General features: G+C 44.1%; 15 protein-coding genes, 1 pseudogene and 1 riboswitch. Of the genes and pseudogenes, 12 read left to right on the top strand and 4 right to left on the bottom strand.

Annotation, left to right across the window (positions count from 1 at the left end):
- Positions 1-3: 3 nt before the first annotated feature.
- The 9 genes from G3M70_14635 (at position 4) to bluB (ending at position 9963) form a co-directional block, all read left to right on the top strand.
- A complete protein-coding gene (locus G3M70_14635) occupies positions 4-1314 on the top strand; it encodes a hypothetical protein (GenBank protein ID QPJ63044.1) in 1311 nt (436 codons plus the stop codon).
- Positions 1311-1967, top strand: a complete 657-nt coding sequence (locus G3M70_14630) for a phospholipase (protein ID QPJ63043.1) — start codon at positions 1311-1313, stop codon at positions 1965-1967. The genes G3M70_14635 and G3M70_14630 overlap by 4 nt, the downstream gene beginning before the upstream one ends.
- A 64-nt stretch (positions 1968-2031) precedes the next feature.
- Positions 2032-2200, top strand: a riboswitch (cobalamin riboswitch).
- Between the two features lie 18 nt (positions 2201-2218).
- Positions 2219-3187 carry an ABC transporter substrate-binding protein gene (locus G3M70_14625; GenBank protein QPJ63042.1) on the top strand — a complete coding sequence of 323 codons (969 nt, stop codon included), beginning with the start codon at positions 2219-2221 and terminating at the stop codon, positions 3185-3187.
- Positions 3184-4023, top strand: coding sequence for an ABC transporter ATP-binding protein (locus tag G3M70_14620; GenBank protein QPJ63041.1), 840 nt, complete (start codon positions 3184-3186; stop codon positions 4021-4023). The genes G3M70_14625 and G3M70_14620 overlap by 4 nt, the downstream gene beginning before the upstream one ends.
- Positions 4023-5039 (top strand): iron ABC transporter permease, encoded by a 1017-nt coding sequence (locus G3M70_14615; GenBank protein ID QPJ63040.1) that lies wholly within the window; start codon positions 4023-4025, stop codon positions 5037-5039. Before G3M70_14620 ends, G3M70_14615 begins: the two co-directional genes overlap by 1 nt.
- Positions 5040-5058: 19 nt before the next feature.
- Positions 5059-6570 (top strand): cobyric acid synthase, encoded by a 1512-nt coding sequence (locus tag G3M70_14610; protein ID QPJ63039.1) that lies wholly within the window; start codon positions 5059-5061, stop codon positions 6568-6570.
- Complete coding sequence (locus G3M70_14605) at positions 6567-7949, top strand: cobyrinate a,c-diamide synthase (GenBank protein QPJ63038.1); 1383 nt, start codon at positions 6567-6569, stop codon at positions 7947-7949. Before G3M70_14610 ends, G3M70_14605 begins: the two co-directional genes overlap by 4 nt.
- Positions 7950-7952: 3 nt before the next feature.
- Complete coding sequence (gene cobS / locus G3M70_14600) at positions 7953-8699, top strand: adenosylcobinamide-GDP ribazoletransferase (GenBank protein QPJ63037.1); 747 nt, start codon at positions 7953-7955, stop codon at positions 8697-8699.
- Complete coding sequence (bluB, locus tag G3M70_14595; protein QPJ63036.1) at positions 8689-9963, top strand: 5,6-dimethylbenzimidazole synthase; 1275 nt, start codon at positions 8689-8691, stop codon at positions 9961-9963. Before cobS ends, bluB begins: the two co-directional genes overlap by 11 nt.
- 126 nt (positions 9964-10089) lie before the next feature.
- On the opposite strand, the pseudogene G3M70_14590 reads toward bluB, so the two are convergent.
- From G3M70_14590 to G3M70_14580, 3 genes and pseudogenes are all read right to left on the bottom strand, one after another.
- Positions 10090-11295, bottom strand: a pseudogene (locus tag G3M70_14590) (IS256 family transposase).
- A gap of 309 nt (positions 11296-11604) precedes the next feature.
- Positions 11605-13116, bottom strand: a complete 1512-nt coding sequence (locus G3M70_14585) for a class I SAM-dependent methyltransferase (GenBank protein ID QPJ63035.1) — start codon at positions 13114-13116, stop codon at positions 11605-11607.
- A 3-nt stretch (positions 13117-13119) separates the two neighbouring features.
- Positions 13120-14226, bottom strand: a complete 1107-nt coding sequence (locus G3M70_14580; GenBank protein QPJ63034.1) for a GNAT family N-acetyltransferase — start codon at positions 14224-14226, stop codon at positions 13120-13122.
- Positions 14227-14603: 377 nt separating this feature from the next.
- On the opposite strand from G3M70_14580, the gene G3M70_14575 reads away from it, so the two are divergent.
- The 3 genes from G3M70_14575 to cobT are packed head-to-tail and all read left to right on the top strand — an operon-like array spanning position 14604 to position 16829.
- Positions 14604-15341, top strand: coding sequence for a hypothetical protein (locus tag G3M70_14575; protein ID QPJ63033.1), 738 nt, complete (start codon positions 14604-14606; stop codon positions 15339-15341).
- A gap of 2 nt (positions 15342-15343) precedes the next feature.
- Positions 15344-15733: a cytochrome c gene (locus G3M70_14570; protein ID QPJ63032.1), complete on the top strand. Its 390-nt coding sequence runs from the start codon at positions 15344-15346 to the stop codon at positions 15731-15733.
- Positions 15734-15773: 40 nt separating this feature from the next.
- The gene (cobT, locus tag G3M70_14565) at positions 15774-16829 is read left to right on the top strand and encodes a nicotinate-nucleotide--dimethylbenzimidazole phosphoribosyltransferase (GenBank protein QPJ63031.1); all 1056 of its coding nucleotides are present in this window, start codon (positions 15774-15776) and stop codon (positions 16827-16829) included.
- Between the two features lie 75 nt (positions 16830-16904).
- Here the strand turns inward: cobT and G3M70_14560 are convergent, their stop codons facing one another.
- The gene (locus tag G3M70_14560) at positions 16905-17672 is read right to left on the bottom strand and encodes a porin family protein (GenBank protein ID QPJ63030.1); all 768 of its coding nucleotides are present in this window, start codon (positions 17670-17672) and stop codon (positions 16905-16907) included.
- Positions 17673-17839 lie beyond the last annotated feature (167 nt).

Below are 17839 nucleotides of genomic sequence, written 5' to 3'. Positions count from 1 at the left end.
TTCATGGATTCCAGGACAAAAAAGCAACTACGCGATCTTGCATTAAAAGCAAAGGAGCGAAAGGACTCTCTTTATGTTGTTGGTGGCACGGTAAGGGACCAATTACTTGGCCGTAATTTTCGTGATATTGACCTTGTTTGCGTCGACGCCGGTTTCTGGGCCCATTGGTTTTCAAAACATATCAACTCCAGCGTGGTTACCCTTCACGATACACCTGGGCAGGAGGTGCTTCGCGTCCCCATCAGCAAAAATTTTTATTGCGATTTTTGTACACGCCAGGGGAATTCTTTAGAAGAAGACCTTTCACACCGTGATTTCACTATCAATTCATTGGCCCAAACTCTGGATAGTTTTTTAGACAACAAAAGAGCTCTTACTGATCTATTTAATGGTCTCCAGGATATAGACAATCGCATCATCCGCCTGCTTCCCTCCGATCCAATTAAAGATGACCCGCTACGGATGTTGCGGGCTTTCCGACAGGCAGCAGTTCTGAACCTTCGTATTGCTTCAGACACATTGGATGAAATAAAGGAAAAAGCTTACAGCATCTATCAGGTTTCAAGTGAACGAATTTCTCAAGAATTGTTGCAATTCTTTAATGCACAGCGACCAGACATCCATGGTTTTTTGGGCACTGGATTACTTTCTGAACTGATGAATTATGCGGGAATTGTTTACTGTGAAGCTGAACATCTGTTGGATCATTGGAATTATTATCAAACCTGTTGGGATGACCCTAAAAATCCTTTACGCCGCTATAAAAACTACTATGAGGATTTACTTAAAAACAATTCACAACGCGCCCAATTTGGTATATCGCTTCTTTTTGCTCATTTAAATTTTAAAGCTGCAAATAAGTTTTTGGAGTTTTATAAATTCAGCAACAGGCAGACAGAAAATGTGGTCGATACAGTTCAACTCTGCAAAATAATTGACCAATATTGGATCGACAATAGAAACCAGCCATCCGGCCACCTGCTATACCAATGGTGCAGCAAATTCGAAAAGTCATTCCCTCAAGCCTTACTTCTGGCTTCCATCTCACTTATAAACAACCCGGATAAATCCGAAAATTTAAAAACATTTAGTGAAACCTGCTTTAACTTTTACAGAAATCAATATTTGCCCGCCATTACAGCAAAACCACTAATTTCGGGAAATGATTTACAGGAAACCTTTAATTTGAAACCTTCCCCAGTCTTCAAAACCCTTCTCGAAAAAATCAGGGAAGCTCGCGTACTGGGTGAAGTGAAAACAAAAGAACAGGCCGAATCGTTAATTCCGGAATTACTTAAAAAGGAATCTAATTGACCATGGAATACACCACCACTGAATGGAACAATAAAAAAATCATCCTGGGAGAAAGCGACATAAACCCCTCTGAACCCTTCCGCCTGTTGATCGGATTCCACGGAGCCGATTCCACTCCTGAAAACATGCTCATCCATGCCGGAAAATTAAATCTCAACAACACCGCTCTGTTATTCCCAGAGGCTCCAATCGATGCAGGAAAAGGCCTCTGGAGCTGGTGGAAAGATGGGCCTAATCAAAAAGAAACAGTGGCTGAGTTTTTAAAATTCACTGACAACTTTGTTAAGTCTGCTCAACACTGGGCTTCAGAAAAAGCAGATCAGTATGAAACTCACCTCTGGGGTTTCTCCCAGGGAGGTGCCGCAGCTCTCGTTTACTCTATATTGGGTCCACACACGATCCATAAATCTGCATCTATTTGCGGATTCCTCCCTGAATTACCAGAGGTTACTCCTGAGTCAGAAAAACCTTTATGTAATATTCTTGGTATTTATGGTGCAAATGATAATGTAGTCCCCTCTTTCCTCGCCGAGTTTGCCCTGGATGAAATCAAGGGACAGGGACACAATGTTAAAATTCTGGAAACAGATCAGGGACACGAAGTCACAGCTGACAATCTCTCGGAACTCAGTGGATTTTTCTCCACACAATAGCCCCGCCAGTCCTGATAAAGATTGACTGCCCTCCCCCTTCTGGTAATATTGAAATTGTTTTTATTAAAACTTGTTTTAATCAGGCGCTAGGAAAGACGGTGCAATTCCGTCGCGGACCCGCCGCTGTAACCGGGGACAAAAGCCGCAGAATGTCACTACCCTAACGGGTGGGAAGACGCGGTGAGTAGATAGATCCGGAAGCCAGAAGGCCTGCCTGGTTAGACTTCACACACTCTTCGGGAGAACAAGAGGTGAAGAAATACCTGAAATTCTCACTGCCCCGGTTCCAGGAACCGGCCCCTTCCAGTTTTCAAACTAGACCTAAAAGAAACGGCAACACCTGCCTTTTTGCCTGTGTATTCCTGATCTTACTTGTCTCTGTCGAGACCGCTTTTGCAGATAAAGCTCCACAGCGCATCATATCCATGGCTCCGTCCATCACCGAGTCCCTGTTCGCTTTGGGCGCAGGTGAGCGCGTCGTTGGCCGAACCGATTTCTGTAAATGGCCAAAGGAAGCGTGCCAACTCCCCAATGTTGGAGGAATGCTGAATCCCAGCACGGAAACCTGGTTAACCCTTAAACCAGACTTGATCATATTTTTAAAATCCAGTGATCGGTTGGTATCCAAAGCTAAAAGCCTGGGGCTCAACACCCTCACGGTTGATATGAACCGAATCAATAGCATATTTAAAAGCTGGAAGTTGATGGGCGACACTCTCGGGATTCAAGATTCAGCAGCAAACCTGGAACACTCTATTCTCAAAGAAATCGAATTTATTAAATCCAAAACCCGAGGACTCCCAAAAATTGAAACCTTACTGCTGTTAGGTGACAGTTCAGATCCCGGCCGTGATTTGTTTGCAGTGGGTCGTTCCACCTTTCTTGGAGAACTTATTGAGCTTGCAGGTGGTAAAAATATTCTGGAAGACCCGGATGCGAATTACCCTCGTATCTCAAAAGAATTTATCCTTGCACGGTCTCCAGAAGTGATTATCGAAGCAGGGCCAAAATCCAATTTAACCGGCGACGAATACAAACGCCGTATGAAAGAATGGGAACCTTTCTCCTCGATAAAGGCCGTTCAATCCAAGCGGATTCATTTTATCGGTGAAGACTATGCCGTCATTCCAGGCCCACGTTTGCATTTAATACTCAAACAATTTGCCCAGGCTTTACACCCTGATATTTTTGCCGGCAGTTCTTCAACCACGAAAAAATGAAAAACATTGAAATCGCAACATCATCCCGGATTAAAAATGAAATTGAAAAAGGTGGTATTCCTCTGCTAAACGTTCAGGACCTGTCTTTCTCTTATACAGATACTCCTGTTTTACGTGGAATAGCAATGAGCATCCATCCTGGAGAATGGGTGGGAGTAATCGGCCCAAATGGTTCTGGAAAATCCACTTTGATTAAATTACTGGGAGGCCTGTTAAAGGCACCTTTCAACTCTATTCAATTCCATAATAAAAGTATTGAGAAATATTCCAGACTGGACCTGGCTCGCGAAATTGCCTGGGTTCCACAGGAAACAGCAACACCATTTTCCTTCACAGCTTATGAGATGGTGATGATGGGTCGCCACCCTTATCTGAAAGCCTTTCGTTTTGAAAGTCAGGAAGATCACGATATTTGTCATCGGGCAATGGAGGTCACTTCAACCACAGAATTTAAAGCCCGCAAATTTTCTGAATTGAGCGGTGGCGAAAAGCAACGCGTCCTCATTGCGAGCGCCATTGTCCAGTCGCCTAAAATCATGCTCCTCGACGAACCCACCGCCTCTCTCGATCTAAAATACCAGGTTCAAGTCCTCGACATACTGGAAAGGTTGAACATACAGCGTGGTATCACTTTGGCACTGGCCATGCACGACCTGAACCTTGCCACAAAATATTGCCATCGTCTGGTTCTCATAAAAGAAGGAAGGATTATTTGCGACGGTCCTCCGGAAACAGTCCTGCAAAAGGAAATCATCGAGGAAGTCTACGAAGTGAAAGTTCAAATGATGAAATCCCCAAAAGACGGAACTCCATTGATCTTTCCGGAGTCCGCGTAATGATTACTGGAATTCTTACCGCGCGGAGATTTGCACTGAGCCTGACTGGCTTTGGCATGTTATTCGTAGCAACTGTGACCCTATCCCCACTGATCGGCCCTACAAAAATTGATTTATATAATGCCCTGTTTGGTTCCTCAAATTATACAGAAAACGTGGATGCCAATATTCTTTTTGTGGCCCGTTTACCTAGAATATTAATGGCTGCACTTACAGGTGCGGCTTTATCACTTGCCGGTGCCGTATTTCAAGCTCTATTGCGAAACGATCTCGCAGCCCCGTTCACTTTGGGGGTTTCAAGTGGCGCCTCCCTGGGTGCCGTTCTGGCGATCAGCCTGGGATGGAATTTTTCAATCCTGGGATTACCAGCCTTTTCCCTGGCCGCTTTTCTTGGCGCACTGGGTTCTATTTTTCTTGTGTTTAATCTCGTCAGAACTCCGCAGGGACAGTTTTCAACTTCACTTCTTTTACTGGCAGGGGTTACGGCCAATTTCTTTTTCGCCTCGCTCGTGATGTTCATCCATTACCTATCCGACTTCACCCGCTCCTTTCAGATTGTTCGCTGGTTAATGGGGAGCCTCGATGTCACTCATATGGAAAACATGCTCTCCATTTTTCCCCTGGTCGCTCTAGGTATAGCAGTCCTGATATTTAATGCTCGAGATTTGAACCTAACCAGTACCGGAGTTGAATCGGCAATGAGCCGTGGCGTAAATGTTGAGCGAACCCAGAAAATTGGATTCATCATGGCTTCTCTCGTTACAGGAGCCGTAGTATCCATCAGTGGCCCAATCGGTTTTGTCGGTCTTATCGTGCCTCATATTGTTCGCCTGATTGTTGGTCCTGATTTACGCATCCTTTTACCCTCTTCTATATTTTTTGGAGCCAGTTTTTTAATACTCTGCGACAACTTTGCCCGCACACTCATGGCACCTGTAGAAATTCCAGTGGGTGTTATAACTGCCATGCTGGGTGGACCATTTTTTATCTGGTTATTGAAGAGAAAGCCAGCGTAATGAATCTATCTTATCTCTCATGACAACCAATTCTAAATCCTTGATGATTCAGGGCACGGGCTCGGGCGTAGGAAAAAGTATTCTCACGGCTGCTTTTTGCCGCTGGTTTAAAAAGCGAGGGTTCCGTGTAGCTCCTTTTAAAGCCCAGAATATGTCTCTCAATTCTTTCGTGACAAAAGAAGGACTCGAGATGGGCCGTGCTCAGGCCTACCAGGCACAGGCATGTGGAATTGAGCCACATGTTTGCATGAACCCGGTTTTACTCAAGCCCTCCGGAGACAATATGTCCCAGGTTGTGTTAATGGGGAAACCACGCAGAAATGCAGATGCCCGACAATATTACGATAGTCGTGAAGAACATTTGGCGGCTGTAAGTTCTTCTTTAGAATATTTAAAAAAGAATTATGAAATGGTTGTAATTGAGGGTGCCGGGAGCCCCGCGGAAATCAATCTACGTAAAAACGATATCGTGAATATGACCACAGCAAAATTGGCTAAAGCTCCAGTTTTGATTGTGGGGGACATCGACCGGGGCGGAGTTTTTGCCTGGATGAAAGGGACCTACGACCTTTTAACAGAAGATGAAAAGGCGCATGTTGCGGGTTTCATAATCAATAAATTTCGTGGGGACATCAACCTGTTAACTCCCGGAATCAAAATGTTTGAAGACATGGTCAAAAAACCCGTATTGGGGGTAATTCCTTTTCAACGCGAATTGTTTGTTGATGAGGAAGATGCAATCCCTATCCTGGACAAAGCCCAAAATGATCCTTCTCTTTTGAAAATTGTTATCCTGCGACTTCCGCGTATTTCAAATTTCACTGATTTCACCCCTTTGGTCGAAGACCCGAATGTGTCCGTGCAATATGCCTGGCAACCTAACCAGATAAGTCATCCAGATCTACTCATCATTCCAGGAAGCAAAAACACTCTGGCAGATTGCCTTTTTCTTAAAGAACAGGGACTGGATAAAGTCATCAAGGAGTGCCATGAGAATGGTTGTACCGTCCTGGGAGTTTGTGCCGGGTTTCAAATCCTTGGAAAAACCATTGAGGATCCGGGCAACGTAGAGAGTGGATTGCAAAATATCTCTGGCCTCGGATTTTTCGAAATGACCACTACTCTCCTACCTGAGAAAGTAACGCGACAGGTCAATCCCAATACATGTCCAAGCCCATTATTGAATGAATCTCTTGAACTTGCGGGCTACGAAATACATATGGGAACGACTAATTTTGAAAATACTTATCACTCCATATTTTCCAATAATGATGGCACACCATCTGAGCCTCTTGGAATTTGCAACGATGACGGAAGCGTAATCGGTACCTACCTGCACGGGTTGTTTGATACCGACGAATTCAGGGAAACATTTTTAAAAAGATTACGAGAAAAAAGAAAACTTCCCGAACCGACCAACAGATTTGATTTCTCCAAAACCCGCGAAGAACAGTTCGAAAACCTTTCAGACCTTATTGACAAACATATTGATCACCAGAAGATACTTAAGGTTTTGGAGCAGCAGGCATGATTTTAAAAAATTCACCCGTACCAGGATTCGTCGTTGCTGGGACACATTCATCAGTTGGTAAAACCTCAGTGACCCTTGCCTTGCTTCGCCTCCTTCGGAATAAGCGAGTCCCTGTTCAACCATTTAAGGCTGGCCCCGACTACATCGATCCGGGGCATCATAAGCAAGCCGCCGGAGTACCCAGTTACAACCTGGATTCCTGGATGTGCACCCGCACTTACCTGAAAAACCTTTTCGCTGATGTTATGCAGCCCGGCTCCCTGGCCGTTGTGGAAGGTGTGATGGGTTTATTTGATGGAGCCTATCCAACAAATGACCGGGGAACCACGGCTGATATCGCCAAGCTGTTCAACCTTCCCGTAATGCTCGTTATCGATGGCAGCCAGATGGCCCGTTCGGCTGCGGCACTTGTTGATGGTTTCACCAAATTTGATCCAGACCTGAAGTTTCTCGGTGTGATCGCGAATCGTGTGAGCAGTCCGAAGCATGCAAACCTTATTAAGGCAGCATTGCGATATCACACAGACATCCCCTATCTCGGAAATATCCCCACCAACCCTTCACTCAGCATCAGTGAACGTCACCTCGGGTTGCATCAAGGCCTGGAGCAAACGGACCAGCGATACAATGATTGGGCCGAACATATTGATAAGCATATCGACATCAAAAAACTATTGCGCAAAACCGGGTTTAAGAAAGAAATAAAAACAACCGTCACCACTTCATTAAAACGATGGAAAAAAAACTCCACAAGAACATTCAAGGTTGGAATCGCAAGAGACGAAGCCTTTCAGTTTTGTTACCAGGACACTCTGGATTTAATAAAACATCATTCAGGCAGCATCTCATTCTTCTCACCACTTAAGGACAAGAAACTTCCAGAGGATTTGGACTGGCTTTACTTTCCCGGGGGCTACCCCGAATTATTTGCAAAAAAGCTCAGCAAAAACTCGAAAATCATAAAATGCATCCAGGAATTTGCTAAAACCCGCGGGGTGTTGGCAGAGTGCGGCGGTTTGATGTACACGGGCAAAGCTATTATTGACTCCAATGGTGTAAAACACCCCATTCTCGGCCTTTTAAATTTAACGACCTCCATGAAACCTTCTGGACTGACCATAGGGTATCGGGATTTAAAACAAGTCCAATCAAAACTTCCTACGAAAATAATAAAACTTAAAGGCCACGAATTTCATTTTTCAAATTTCAAATCTAATAGAGAACCCCCCGTTTTTTCACAAAAAACCAGGAAAAACTGCGAACCAATCACAGACGGCTATATAAAGAACCGTACTCTGGCCTTATACAGTCATATCTACTGGGGATCCTCACCCGAAACTTTCAGAGCCCTGGTCGAGTGGATGCGCGGGACCCATTAACTCATGACTAAACGTTCAGGTTTTTTTTCGGCATTGAGTTTTTTGACTGTCCTTCCCGTGGGGAAAACACGTCTTGAGCCCAGCCCCAACGCCGCCTTGTTTTTCCCAATCGTAGGCGTGCTAATCGGGTTATTTATTTTCGGGGTCGACCAATTCGCCACCGACTTCCTGTTTCCTGAGGTTCGTGGACTTTTTGTTGTTGCATTACTCGCAGTTCTGTCAGGCGGACTTCACCTTGATGGCCTCGCAGATTCTGCAGATGGCCTACTCTCACACCGAAGTCGAGAAGAAATGCTGACCATAATGCATGACCCCAGAATCGGTACCATGGGGGTACTGGCACTGGTCTTTTGTCTTACTTTCAAATGGGTAGCGCTGATCTCCCTCTCGGCACCCGAAACCAAATACTGGATTCTGGCAGCACCGGCTATCGCCCGGGTAGCCCTGGTTGCAGGCCTCGTCATTTATCCCCACGCAAAATCAGAGGGAGGAACTCACTCGACATTTTATCAAAAAGGCAAATGGCTCCTGTTGTTTCTGGCCTGGCTGCCTTTCCTCATCCTGTTTTTAAATGATTTGGGTTCTGGAGTAGCAGGGCTTGTTGTATTTATCAGTGTCTTTTATTTATTCAACCAGTTTGTTGTTGGAAAACTCGGAGGAATCACGGGAGATACTCTGGGAGCCCTTTGTGAGATAATGGAAACCTGCATATTTTTAGTCGGAGCAGTAATCATGGCAAATGGATTTTAAACCTATGGCATCAGGTCTCAAATTACTCATCACTGGCGGTTGTCGGAGCGGAAAAAGCCAATACGTGCTCAACCGCTTTAAAATTTTCAGTGGAAAAAAGTCTTTGCTGGCTACCGCCGAAGCGCTCGATGAAGAAATGAGCGAGCGTATTGTCCGCCACCGCGTAGAACGGAGTAAGGATTGGACAACAATTGAGGAGCCGTTGGAGCTTAGCCCGATATTTGAAAAAGAAATGTCACAAGATAATCTCATCGTATTGGACTGCCTCACCCTTTGGGTGACTAACCTGATGATGAAGGGACATTCGGAACAATCTATTTTTCAAAAAGCGGATCAATTAATTGCTACGATCGCCCAATGTCCAGGAACAGTAGCTGTGGTAACCAATGAAGTTGGCTCCGGCATTGTTCCGGATAATGAAATGAGTCGCCAGTTTCGTGATCTCGCCGGCCATATCAATCAACGTTTCGCTGTCGCTTTCGATGAAGTGGTGATGCTGGTGTCAGGTTTGCCCGTAACAGTCAAACAGCCCCCGTCTCGTTCTGGCAACTTCATTTCGAGCACCACACCCCATTCCTTCCCTCAAACTGAAAAACGGGGAGTCTACAACGCTATTTATAATCGGCGGGACATGCGGCATTTCTTATCAGACCCCATACACCCTGAAGTGGTCGGACGAGTTCTGGACGCAGCGCATCACGCAGGGTCGGTGGGTTTCATGCAACCCTGGAATTTCATCATTATCGATGACCCAACTGTTAAACAAAAGATTTATGAGAATTTCAAACAGGCTAATGCGGAAGGAGCAGAAAAGTTTGAAGGAGACAAGAAAGAATTGTATCAGTCCATGAAACTCCAGGGCATTCTGGATGCCCCGCTCAATATCTGTGTCACTTGCGATTCATCCCGAATGGGTCCAAATGTATTGGGACGGAACACAATGCCCGAAACCGATTTGTTCAGCACCTCTTGTGCCGTACAGAACCTGTGGCTTGCGGCACGGGCAGAAGGACTGGCTGTGGGTTGGGTTTCTATCTTGGAAAAGCAGAAGCTGAAAAATGACTTGAGGATCCCTGAACACCTGCAACTGGTCGCTTATCTTTGCATGGGACATTGTGAAGGCTTTTACAGTGAACCCATGTTGCAAAAGAAAGGTTGGGCCCACCGCCTGTCTCTAAAGGATCTGGTCTTTTATAACCATTGGGAGGGTGAACCCAGCGAATTTAAAGTCTCTCTACCCAATCCACCAAACAAGTCAAATTAACAATTTGGTAGTGTCAAGAAAGTTTCGCACTTTTGATATTGGAAAGTCCTCAATCAGGCCTGTTGTTGGACCTGTGGATTTGATGGAAAACGCTAAAGCGTTTTCCATCAAATCCACAGATCAGGATCAGGCGACTTTCTGATTCTCCATTTCCTTGAAGTGGTCCATGTTGATGTACCGCCTCGCTCCCCACTTGGTCCCGGCGACGTGCATAAGCCTGGCCGCCGCCAGCATCAATGCGGACTGTCCATCTGGGAAACGCCCAACCACTCGCGTCCGGCGCCTGATCTCACGCAGGACGCGCTCCAGCGGATTATTCGTCCGGATATTCGGCCAGTGCTCTCTGAAAAAGTTGTAATACGATAACGTTTAATGCGCTCCGGTCTTCACTTTCTCCAATGCTTTCGACAGTTTCATTGTCATTAGTTTTGCCGCAACCGCATTAATCTTCTCCAGAACCGCCTGACGATCCTCCTAAGCATGGATTGCCTTCAGCATGTTCGACACTTCTTTCATCTTGTTTCGAGGCACAACTGAAATTACATTGCTATAAAAGTGTACCGTGCATCGTTGAGGATCTGCATCCGGATAGAAGTCATGAAGCGATTCCACCAGCCCCAGGCACAGATCCGAGACGAGCAGCTTCACGCTCTTAAGGCCACACTCCTTAAGGTGTCGCAAAAAGTTGCTTGATCCGGCCTTGTCTTCCTTCGCCCCCTCGCAGACACCCAGCACTACCCGGTATCCCTGTCGGTTCACACCGATGGCCAACAGTACAGAAACGTTCTTCACCTCACCTCCCCAACTGCGTTTCAAACAAATCCCGTTCAGATACACATACGGATGCTCCCCTTCGATCTTACGGTTTCGCCATTCCTCGATCTTTTTATAAACCTTCTGGCTTAACTTGCTGACAGTACCCGGACACACACGAGTTCCCCATAACTGCTGAGTGATGTCCTCCACTCGACGAACGGACATACCTGCCAGATACATTTCCATCAAGGCTTCCTCAACTGACGATTCACGCCTCTGTTACCGCCAAATGATCGCCGTCTCGAACGTAAACGTCCGCAGTTTCGGTACCTTCAGGTCCATCTCGCCCGCCTGCGTCAGAAGCTTCCGATCATAATGGCCGGCCCACGTTTCCTTCCGACCCTCCGACCTCTCATACTTGGAGGCACCACACAACCGGTCCGCCTCCGCATCCAGAAAACCGTTCAGCGTTTCCTCAACCGTCGAACGCATTATCCCGTTCACATGACTCTGGATTTTACCTTCATATATCGATACAATATTTGACGCTACGTCTTCCCTAGACTTCGCTTCCATTTTAAGTCCTCCTTGGTAAGTCTGTTTTTGGCTTCTTCCAAAACGAAGTATACAGACCCAATCGAGGGCTTTCCTTTTTCCAGCCAATACGACCAAATCAAATGTGCGAAAAATATCGTACGGTATCCCAAAACCGGATAAAACACAGGAGCAAAAACAAAAAAAACGGCTAAAATAGCCGCCAAAACATCATGCCCAACAAGGGCCACTGTCCGGTGAATACTAGCTTTGTACACCCTGTGGGAAAATGCTCCGCATTTTCCACAAGGCCACAGCCTGACTGTTAACCAATTTCGCGGCACTCACAAATTAAATTGACTTCTTGCAACAGATTAATATTCCTTGCCCTTCATAAACTCTCTCATTTACAAAATATGGGGCATCAAATCCAGCGGATATTAAGAGTTCAATTAAATGGTCCTTAGAATACCTCCTGAGAAGCAAATCTAAATATTCATTATTTATATTTTGGACATGCTCAAAACTTTCCCTTAAATCCTCGAATTTCCCTGACTTTTCTAAATCGTTTCTAATTGCCCTAAACAACTTCTTTAAATTTGCGTCTTTTCTTGGACCAGTTATCCTTATTTCTCCTCCAGGCTTAAGCACCCTTTTAACTTCAGACAAGCAATCTACAACAGATTTTTCTTCCAAACTGTAAATAACATTATTTGACAAAACATAATCGAAAAAATTATCATTTAGGCCAAATAGAGAGGTAATATCTTGTTTTACTGGAATTATTCCTGGCCCAAGCGAATCCTTTCTTAAGTGTGCTTTACATTTTTCACGCAATATATTTAACATCATTTCATTGTTATCAATCGATACTATCAACCGATTTGAGCCTTTTTCCGAAGCTAACAAACTAGTCAAATTCCCAGTTCCTGCACCCATATCTAAAACTTTAGCGCTGGATGAAATCAATTCTACCGGTTCATTATTCTCCCCCAAAATACTATACAAAAGATTTGGATATACTTTTGTATTCATTAAAATTTGATCATAAGACAAAGAATATTCCGACCACACCAAAGATTCTTTTAATAAATGGACCAAGTCCATAAAATAATGATTTTTTTTATGAGGATCATCGAACATTAACTCAATAGTAATTAGCCAACCTCGCGTTTGGGAAGTATTGTCTGCCTCATTCAAACTCGGATCTTTAGGGATTCTATAAGCTCTCTTAATGCCATTAAGTCTTGCATAGCGCTTACTAGTATATGTAATATTTTCAATATCAATTGAAGGCAGGTTTTCCTTATCCCCAAACACTTTTATTCCATGCTCAATCACCTCTTTATAGTTGTCCAAAAAGTAAGTCCACTCCAATACACTTTTCCATCTATTCCCCTCCATAGTTTGATCAAATGCCAACGACAATGCCTGATTCCAATCTAATATCCTAAACTTGGAATCCAGAACATACATGGGTGTCAACGGATCAGCTGTAGGTAAAGTCTTAAAATTAAATCCCTCATTTAAAAGGTGTAACGGAGACGCGTCCAATCCAGGAATTCTTTTGTTCTCTGAAAAAGCTTTTCTGACTACAACCTCTTCAGGCCTAAGTACCTTTTGAGGCCTATCAATTCCCCTAAAAAAAGTAACACTGGTGCCCAAAGGAAGATTCAAATTTTTTAATTCCAAACCCCTTATTAAAATAATTGAAAAAACAAATAGCAAAAGGATAGGCAACCAATATTGAATCGTCAGCTCATGGATCAAAGCATTTACAGACCCCCATGAAGCAATTAAAAAAACAATAAAACCAATTACGCGGTCGGGGTTAAAAATAGAGCTATTAAAAAAACTATTCATCGCTCAAAATAATTTCAGGCCCATTGCAATTGCCGGGACATTTACATTTGCGAATCGTTCACAACTCAACCCTTCTAGGATTTCAAATCCACATTTTGAATAAAACCCCTCATTTTTACTTTCACATGCTAGAAAAAGTTCTTTAATTTGAAAAGAACAATATGCTGTATCAATTAACGAATCAACTAAAACCTCCCCCAACCATCTTCCTCTAAAATCGGGATGAACAATCACCCTACTAACCTCAGCTTTATTTATTTTTCTTTTTACCATCGAGGAGTAATAGTCATCGAACCCATTAAATGATTCCAAAATATCGAAAGGATGCTGAAACTTCTCAAGAACTTGAAAGTTTTGACTTAAAACAGGATCATTTGCTTCTCTTACAATTTCATCAACATATTTTTCATAATATAATTGCACTTGATGCATTGGAAAAACTAATCTAGCGCACCCAATAATATTTTGATTTTGATCGAAAGCGCCTAATGGATATGAAAATCTGTCGGAAAAATCTAGTTCCATTTTCAATATATCAGCATTTTTTTCCTTTGGTATATACCCCAAATTATTCCATACGTCATATCGCAAGGAAAAATAGTCTTTCAACTCTTTTTTACCTTGAAGAGGCCTAATCTTCACCCAACCTTTGACCCTTTGCTTAATAAAGGCTTTTCTTAACATTGAAAACAAGTCAGTTGTAGAGGTTACTGCAGACGCCCTAAGGATTGAAGCAGAGTTTCTTCCCCCATCTTCTCCATGAAATTCCGGGATTGATGAAACAACAATTTCTACCCGGCTACTTTCTTTAATATTTTCGAAACTATCTATTGCCTCAGAAACCTCTTCAATCGAGTATCCCATAGCAATAAAAATGATTTTGTAATTTTTGCATCTTAAATCTTGATTAACTAGATTTAGGGCTTCCACCAAATCATCTTTCTTTATTACTCCGCCATCATTTTTTCTTCTTAAATAATACAAATGACACCATTGCTTAATATTCTTTGTAGCATGCAGCATTCTAGATTCTTTATTAACTGCAGTAACAACTTTTATTGGATCAATTTCAATATTTCTTGAAATTTCTTTTTCTTCAAATCTCGGCATTTTAAATTTTCATCTAAATTTTAGTGGATCGCTAATTATTGTTCCCCAATCCAATTATTGTCAATAAAAAATATCCCTCACTCCTTATAAAAATTCAATTTTACTTGAAAAATAAATATTGCTTACCGAAATTAAAACACACTCTTCATACCCAATCTAATACTTCGGATAAAATACAATTCAATACATTTTTATGCCCAAAATTTTAATTTCCATATTTATTCCCTATTTTTCAATTTAAGTACTTTTTCCTTAAAATGGTTATATGAATTAATATAAAGTATTCTTTCTCATAAGTTTTATTCTTTCAATTATTTGTTTCAAAAGGGGTTGTTCCCTTATAATCTAGATAGCAAAACAAACAACATTACACCCTGATGAACATTTCTATTAAACATATTGGAGCTTCTCTCCTGCTTTTTTTCGGTATTTTCATACAAAATGCCAATTCAGAAGTGTTCCCTATTGATCTGGATGAGGATGGGTTGATCGATCAATGGCAACACAAGACTGCCAACGGCCTTCCAACCAAAATAGAATACGATAAAAATGCCGACGAGCAGATCGATCAGACGGACTATTATGATCCGCGCGGAGTGTTAATTCGTGCGGAGCTTGACCGGGATTTTAATGGCAAAATCGATCAGGTCCAGTATTATTCAGCGGAGGGTGGGCTGATACGCATTCGCAAGGATCCCATCTTTACCGGAATTATGTCCCTTACTGAATATTACGATCGCCTTGGCAGACTAAAACAGATCGAAACAGATATCGAAGGCGATGGGAAACCAGAGGTTCGCAAGGTTTTCAACCAGGACGAGCAGTTGTCTCTTGTTGAACGCGACCGTGATGCCGACGGAAAATTCGATACCTGGGAATACATCGGAGAACTAGGCGAATTGACTCACGCCGCGTTTGATACTACCGGGGACGGGAACCCGGACCAATGGCATTATTTTAAAGGTGACAAAAGGATCCGGGTTGAATACGATCTGAATGGCGATAGCACAGCGGACCGCTGGGACCACTACAATTCAAGAGGTCACCTGATCCGCGTTGAAGTGGACAACAATTACGATGGAAAAATAGATACCGTCAAACGTAAAAGGAGGTAAGAGTGTTAAAACGTATCAGCTGGTTGGTCCTGGTTACCGGCCTCGGAACCCTTACGGCCTGTGCTCCAGGCCCTACTAAAACGGTTCCCAAGGAGTATCAGGCCGGGCAGGAGTATTTCCACAAAGTCTGCTCAAACTGCCACGGACCCGATGCCATGGGAGGTGGAAAAGGCCCCAAACTGATTGACGCAGAATTCCTGCCCCCGGATTTTACGGACGACGATATTCGCGACACCATCATCAACGGTTCCACTTCAGGGAAAATGCCTTCGCAGAAATCCAAATATACGGACCAGGAAATCACCGAAATCATTAAATACCTGCGCTATTCTCAACAGGCTGCGGGGATTGCCCCAGAGGAAGATATAGAAGAGGAAGAAGAGGAGGAATAGTTCTGAATATTAAATTCCTTCATCCCAACGGGACCGTTTGATGCAAAATTTTATTAAACCAATATCTCCCATCTCTAAAGACAATCTTGAAAAGGCTCGCGCCCATCTCGACAATCTCACCAAACCCAGAGGCAGCCTTGGGGAACTCGAAAACTGGATAGCCCATTACGCTGCTATCAAGGGACCCGAGTCCTGTGAAATCAAATCGAAGGCTGTCGTTCTGTTTGCCGCCGATCACGGGGTGGTCGAGGAAGGAGTCAGCGCCTACCCGCAGGAAGTCACTGCACAAATGGTGCTCAATTTTATCGCCGGGGGAGCAGCCATCAACAGCCTGGCACGCCATGCAGGGGCTGAGCTTTCGGTGGTCGATGTCGGGGTCAAATCCCCTCTCCCGAAACACTCGACACTTTTATCTCATAAAATCGCTAACGGTACTCGCAACATGGTTCAGGAACCCGCCATGGAGCGAAATCAAGCTGAAGATGCCCTGAATCTGGGTTATCAAGTTGCGCAGGAAAAGGCAGTCGGAGGAGCCGACTTACTGGTTGCCGGAGACATGGGAATCGGCAACACCACCTCTGCAACAGCGATACTTTCGGTCTTACATGCCAAGCCGCCTTCAGAATTGACTGGGAGAGGCACGGGAATAGACGATGCCACGCATCAAAATAAAATCAGAGTGATCGAAAAAGCGATCAATCGGAACCAACCGGATTCCTCTGACCCGGTGGATGTCCTCACAAAGCTTGGTGGTTTTGAAATTGGAGCTATGGCGGGGTTTTATCTTGGAGCGGCATCGAATGGCACTCCGGTCCTGATCGATGGAGTGATTTCCTGTGCCGCTGCGTCACTGGCTCAAACGCTTCAACCCAACCTTAGGGCATATTTGTTTCCCGGGCACCGCTCCGCGGAACCTGCGAGTGATGCATTCCTTGAACAACTTGACCTTCTCCCCTTACTGGATCTTGAAATGCGGCTGGGAGAAGGAACAGGAGCTGTCATGGCCATGACCTTACTGGAGGGAGGAGTACGACTTTACAATGAAATGGCGACCTTCGGGGATGCCGGTGTATCCGAAAAAAATTCAGCGCAATAAAAAAGGGAGCGCCGATGGCGCTCCCCATTCCCCCGCTATCCTGAGAGAAATTTCCCTAAACGAACCTTTAATTTTTTATTCGAACAAAGTGAATTTCAAACCAAACACAACCGTATGATCTTCGAAATCCGTTTCTGTGACTCCAGTTGGATCCCACTGGTTCGAAGTAAAATTGGCATGAGTGTATTTGTACTCACCGAATGCACGCAAACGTTTGTTGATGATGTAATTGGCACCCACCTGGCCCAGAAATCCTGCATCAACATCGCCAGCACTGGCACTTCTTGTAGTAAACGTTCCTGCAGGGTTGGACAGGCGGAATTCTTCAATATCAATTGAGTTTACAGCAAGCCCTACCCCTACATAGGGTTCGATTCCTCCCCAGTTTTGGACCATATTTTCCGGCGCACGAACGTTGAACAAAAACCCGAAGGTATCCATATTGTCAACAATAGCACTGGCATTTGCTGCCCCGGTAAAATTAAATGGGCCGGTTGCACCAGGAACGGATCCTGTCAGGGTTACGGCACTGGTGTCTGCATCAGGCTGCCGACGGTACCATTGGAATTCCACACCCAACCATGGAAGAAATGAGAAATAATGTCCCACACGAACGCCCCAGGCGGTGGAGGCATCCAGATCCAGTTCAGGAATAGTGAGGGTATTAGCAGTAAAAGGGGCATTTCCTCTATAAGTGGTATTGCCCAGGCTGCCACCGAAGGATGCACCTACGGAAGCACCAACATAAGTTTCCGCCTGTGCGGAAGAGATCAGACCACCGGCAAGCATAAGGCTCACCAGAATACATGTTATCGGTTTCTTGAAATATCGGGCCAACTGCATGAGATTTCTCCTCTCAAGGACGCTGAAAAATAAGCGCTTTTCTGGTTCGACTTTTAGGGATAGATTTATTTTACACAAAATGTTCAGGAAACAAAACAAAAATGATTCATTTTTATTGTTCTTTTCCTTTAAAAAGACTAAAGTTTATTTAAATTTAAACAAACTCC

It is taken from the genome of Candidatus Nitronauta litoralis, assembly GCA_015698285.1.
GTDB classification, from domain to species: Bacteria; Nitrospinota; Nitrospinia; order Nitrospinales; family Nitrospinaceae; genus Nitronauta; species Nitronauta litoralis.
Note: the sequence above shows the minus strand (reverse complement) of the source record. Positions and strands in the feature narration are given on the sequence as shown.

Coding starts and splice junctions, on each gene's coding strand:
- G3M70_14635 (QPJ63044.1), top strand. CDS start 4: ATGGATTCCAGGACAAAAAAGCAACTACGCGATCTTGCATTAAAAGCA.
- G3M70_14620 (QPJ63041.1), top strand. CDS start 3,184: ATGAAAAACATTGAAATCGCAACATCATCCCGGATTAAAAATGAAATT.
- G3M70_14615 (QPJ63040.1), top strand. CDS start 4,023: ATGATTACTGGAATTCTTACCGCGCGGAGATTTGCACTGAGCCTGACT.
- G3M70_14610 (QPJ63039.1), top strand. CDS start 5,059: ATGACAACCAATTCTAAATCCTTGATGATTCAGGGCACGGGCTCGGGC.
- G3M70_14605 (QPJ63038.1), top strand. CDS start 6,567: ATGATTTTAAAAAATTCACCCGTACCAGGATTCGTCGTTGCTGGGACA.
- cobS (QPJ63037.1), top strand. CDS start 7,953: ATGACTAAACGTTCAGGTTTTTTTTCGGCATTGAGTTTTTTGACTGTC.
- bluB (QPJ63036.1), top strand. CDS start 8,689: ATGGATTTTAAACCTATGGCATCAGGTCTCAAATTACTCATCACTGGC.
- G3M70_14585 (QPJ63035.1), bottom strand. CDS start 13,116: ATGAATAGTTTTTTTAATAGCTCTATTTTTAACCCCGACCGCGTAATT.
- G3M70_14580 (QPJ63034.1), bottom strand. CDS start 14,226: ATGCCGAGATTTGAAGAAAAAGAAATTTCAAGAAATATTGAAATTGAT.
- G3M70_14575 (QPJ63033.1), top strand. CDS start 14,604: ATGAACATTTCTATTAAACATATTGGAGCTTCTCTCCTGCTTTTTTTC.
- cobT (QPJ63031.1), top strand. CDS start 15,774: ATGCAAAATTTTATTAAACCAATATCTCCCATCTCTAAAGACAATCTT.
- G3M70_14560 (QPJ63030.1), bottom strand. CDS start 17,672: ATGCAGTTGGCCCGATATTTCAAGAAACCGATAACATGTATTCTGGTG.